This is a genomic window from Streptomyces phytophilus (genome assembly GCF_013870535.1).
GTDB classification, from domain to species: domain Bacteria; phylum Actinomycetota; class Actinomycetes; order Streptomycetales; family Streptomycetaceae; genus Streptomyces; species Streptomyces phytophilus.
On record NZ_JACBXC010000382.1, the window covers coordinates 1 to 4,960 of the forward strand.

Consider the following 4,960-nt stretch of genomic DNA (forward strand, 5'->3'; position numbering starts at 1 on the left):
GGTCACCCGGCACGGCACCCGGCACCTCCACCTCGTCTCCCGCCGGGGCGACCGGGCTCCCCACGCCGCCCGCCTGCGCGACGAGTTGACCGGACTGGGCGCCACCGTCACCGTCTCCGCCCGCGACCTCACCGACCCGCAGGCCGCCCGCGCGCTCGTCGACGGCATCGAACCCCGCCACCCGCTGCGCGCCGTGGTCCACACCGCCGGGGTCGCCGACGACACGCTGGTCACCGGCCTCACCCCGGACCGCCTGCACGCCGTCCTCGCCCCCAAGGTCGACGCGGCCCTGCACCTCCACCGGGCCACCGCCCACCTCCCGGACGTGGCCTTCGTCCTCTTCTCCTCCACCACCGCGGCCCTCGGCACCCCTGGCCAGGCCAACTACGCCGCCGCCAACGCCTTCCTCGACGCCCTGGCCCACGCCCGGCCCCGTACGCACGCGATCGCCTGGGGGCTGTGGGCGGAGACCAGCGGCATCACCGCCCACCTGACGGACGCGGACATCACGCGGATGGCCCGCAACGGGCTGCTTCCCCTGGAGACTTGGCAGGCCCTCGACCTCTTCGACGCCGCGATCGGCGACCCGGAGCCGAACCTCGCGGCCGTACGCTTCGAACCCGCCGCCCTCCGCGCCCGCGCCCGCGACGCGACGCTGCCCCCACCCCTGCGCGTCCTCGCGCCCGCCCCCGCCACCGGCCCGCGCCGCGCCGCGCGGACCGCCGACGACGCCGCGGGCGTGCCCCTCGCCGACCGGCTCGCCGCCCTCGCCCCGAAGGACCGGAAGGCGGCACTGCTCGACGTCGTGGCCGGCGAGGTGGCCGCCGTGCTCGGCCACCCGCGCACCACCCCCATCGAGCCGACCCGCGGCTTCAAGGACCTCGGCTTCGACTCGCTGACGGCCGTCCAGCTCCGCAACCGCCTCGCCGACACCGTCGGCCGCCGCCTGCCCGCGACGCTCGTCTTCGACTACCCCGACCCCCGGGCCCTCGCCGACTACCTCGGCACCGAACTCCTCGGCGACCGCGCCGAGTCCGCCCCCACCGCGCCACCGCCCGCCGCGGCCGACGCGAACGAGCCGATCGCCATCGTCGGCATGGCCTGCCGCTACCCGGGCGGCGTCACCTCCCCCGAGGACCTGTGGCAGCTCGTCGCCACCGGCCGGGACGCCGTCAGCGGCTTCCCCACCAACCGCGGCTGGGGACTGCACACCCTTTACCACCCCGACCCCGACCACCCCGGCACCAGCTACGCGCGCCACGGCGGATTCCTGCACGACGCGGGGGACTTCGACGCGGACTTCTTCGGCATCTCGCCGAAGGAGGCCCTCGCCATGGACCCGCAGCAGCGGCTGCTGCTGGAGACGAGCTGGGAGGCGTTCGAGCGGGCGGGCATCGACCCGGCCGCGCTGCGCGGCAGCCGCACCGGCGTCTTCACGGGCCTGATGTACCACGACTACGCCGCCTGGCTCCCGGAGCTGCCCGACGAGGTCGCGGGCTACGTGGGCACGGGCAACACCGGCAGCGTGGCGTCGGGTCGGGTGTCGTACGCGTTCGGGCTGGAAGGTCCTGCGGTGACGGTGGATACGGCGTGTTCTTCGTCGCTGGTGGCGTTGCATTTGGCGGCGCAGTCGCTGCGTACGGGTGAGTGCGAGATGGCGTTGGCGGGTGGCGTGACGGTGATGGCGAGCCCGGGGACGTTTGTGGAGTTCAGTCGGCAGCGGGGGTTGTCGGCGGATGGCCGGTGCAAGTCGTTCGCGGCGGGTGCGGATGGCACGGGGTGGGCCGAGGGTGTCGGCGTGCTGGTGGTCGAGCGGTTGTCGGTGGCGCGGCGCAACGGGCACCGGGTGCTGGCGGTCATGCGCGGCTCTGCGGTGAATCAGGACGGTGCGAGCAACGGTCTGACGGCGCCCAACGGGCCTTCCCAGCAGCGGGTGATCCGTGCGGCGCTCGACAGCGCCGGGCTGGGCCTCGGCGATGTCGATGCCGTGGAGGCCCACGGCACGGGCACGGAGCTGGGCGACCCGATCGAGGCGGAGGCGCTGCTGTCGACGTACGGCCGGGAACGGGACGCGGACCGGCCGCTGTGGCTGGGGTCCATCAAGTCCAACATCGGGCACGCGCAAGCGGCGGCGGGAGTCGCGGGGATCATCAAGATGGTCCAGGCGATGCGGCACGGCCGACTGCCGGCGACGCTGCACGCGGAGGAGCCGACGCCGCACGTCGACTGGGAGTCGGGCGCGGTACGGCTGCTGACGGAGCCCCGCGCGTGGCCGGAGGTGGACAGGCCGCGGCGGGCGGCGGTCTCGTCGTTCGGGATCAGCGGCACGAACGCGCACGTGATCCTCGAACAGGGCGAGCCGGAGCCCGAACCCGCTGGGCTGGCCGCGGCGGGACCCGTGGTGGTGCCGCTGTCCGCGCGCGGAGACGAGGCGCTGCGCGCGTACGCCGGGATGCTGCACGGATATCTGGCGGAGCACCCCGAACTGCGACCGGATGCCGTCGCGGCGGCGCTGCGGGTACGGGCGCGGCTGTCCCGGCACGCGGTGGTCGTCGGAGAGGGGCAGCAGGAACTGCTGGCGGGGCTGGAGGCGCTGGCAGCGGATGCGCCGCACCCGGGTGTGGTGACCGGGCGGGCGGTGCTGCCGGGGAAGACGGTGTTCGTCTATCCGGGGCAGGGGTCGCAGTGGGTGGGGATGGGTGCCCGGCTGCTGGCCGACTCCCCGGTGTTCGCGGAGGCGCTGACCGCATGCGGCGAAGCCCTGGCCCCGCACGTCCACTTCGACCTGCTCGACGTACTCACCAGCGACGACCCCGCCGTTCTCGAACCAGTCGAGGTGGTGCAGCCTGCGCTGTGGGCGGTGATGGTGGCGTTGACCCGCTGGTGGGAGCACCACGGGGTTCGCCCCGATGCGGTCATCGGGCATTCGCAGGGGGAGATCGCTGCCGCGCATGTCGCGGGGGCGTTGAGTCTGGAGGATGCGGCGCGTGTGGTCGCCCAGCGGTCGCAGGCGCTCACGGCTTTGGCGGGTACGGGCGGGATGCTGTCCGTAGCGCTGGATGAGTCCGGTGCGGAGGCGCTGTTCAAGGACTGCGGCGTCTCGGGAGACGTGTCGGTCGCGGCGGTCAACGGACCCGCTGCCGTGGTCGTCGCAGGCCCGGCCGGTGCGTTGGATGCGGTGCAGGAACACTGCGCACGGAACGACATCCGCCACCGTCGTATCCCGGTGACGTACGCCTCCCACACCCCGCTGGTCCAACCGCTGGAAGCGGACTTGGAGGCGCGTCTTGCGGGCATCGAACCCCGGGCCGCCGACATCCCCTTCTACTCCACCGTCACCGCAGGACCGGTCGACACCACCACCCTGACCTCCGACTACTGGTTCACCAACCTGCGTTCGCCCGTCCGTTTCCACCAGACCGTGCAGGCCCTCCTCGCCGACGGCTACGGCCACTTCCTCGAACCCAGCCCCCACCCCGGCCTCCTCACCGCCATCGAAGACACCATCGACACCGCCGACGCCCAAGCCGTCACCCACGCCACCCTCCACCGCGACGACGACACCCCCCACCGCCTCGCCCTCGCACTCGCCCACACCCACACCCACGCCCACGGACCGGCGACCCCCGCCGCCACCCCCGCCCCCGTCCACCTGCCCGACCTGCCCACCTACGCCTTCCAGCACCAGCACCTCTGGCTCGACGCCACCCCCGTCGCGCCCGCCGGGTCCGCGTCGCACCCGCTGGTCGGTCCGCCCGTGGAACTCGCCGGCGGCGACGGCCTGCTCCTCACCGGCCGCCTCTCCCTGCGCACCCACCCCTGGCTCGCCGATCACTCCGTGGCCGGGACGGTCCTCCTCCCGGGGACCGCGCTCCTCGAACTCGCCCTGCACGCCGGCCACCTCGTCGGCTGCGCCCGTCTCGACGAACTCGCCCTTGAGGCACCCCTCGTCGTGCCCGACGACGGCGCCGTCGATCTCCAGGTGACCGTGGGCGACGCGGACGACAGCGGGCGGCGTACCGTCGTCGTCTACGCGCGGCCCCACGGCGATCCGGCGGGCGAGCCCTGGTCGCGGCACGCCACCGCCGCCGTCCAGCCGCACTCCCCGCAGGAACCGCCGCCGCCCGCCGGCTCCGTCTGGCCGCCCGCGGAGGCGACCCCTCTCTCCCTCGCCCCGCTCTACGCGCACCTCGACGCCACCGGGCTGACCTACGGCCCCGCCTTCCGCGGCCTTCGCGCCGCTTGGCGCCACGGCGGCGACATCCTCGCCGAGGTGACCCTCCCCGACCACGCGGACACCGCGGCCCCGTTCGCCGTCCACCCGGCGCTGCTCGACGCCGCCCTGCACGCCATCGGTCTCGGGGACGAACAGGGCGACCGCGGGGACGGCTCACCCCACCTGCCCTTCACCTGGCAGGGCGTCCGCCTCCACGCCTCCACCGCTCCCGGACCGGCCACCCTGCGTGCCCGCCTCACCCCCACCGGCCCCGACGCGGTCGCCCTGGAGGCCACGTACGCGGACGGGTCTCCCGCCGTCTCCGTGGACCGGCTCGTGCTGCGTCCGCTGCCCGTCGCGGAGTTGCGTACCCGCGCGGACTCGCTCTACGAGGTCGAGTGGTCGGCGCCGCCGGGCCGCCCCGGCGCCCGTACCCCCGCCGGAGGCGACGACCACCCGCTGCTCGTCGTGGCAGACGCCGAAGAGGTGGCGGCCGGGAACGCGGCCGACTCCGCCCGCGCCGTCCTGCTGCGCACCCTGAGCGCGCTCCAGACCTGGCTGGCCGACGAGCAGAACGCGGACCGCCGCCTGACCGTCGTCACCCGGAACGCGGTGGCCCTCGGCGACGAGTCGCCGAACCTGTCCCACGCCCCGATCTGGGGTCTCGTACGGTCGGCGCAGGAGGAGCACCCCGACCGCCTCGTGCTGGTCGACACCGACGACCGCGAGGAGTCGCGGCGCGCC

General features: G+C 74.7%; 1 protein-coding gene. It reads left to right on the top strand.

Annotated features, from left to right (window positions below; genetic code table 11):
* On the top strand, positions 1–4,960 hold a 4,960-nt coding region (locus H5J30_RS37480), incomplete at both ends, for a type I polyketide synthase (protein ID WP_181788345.1).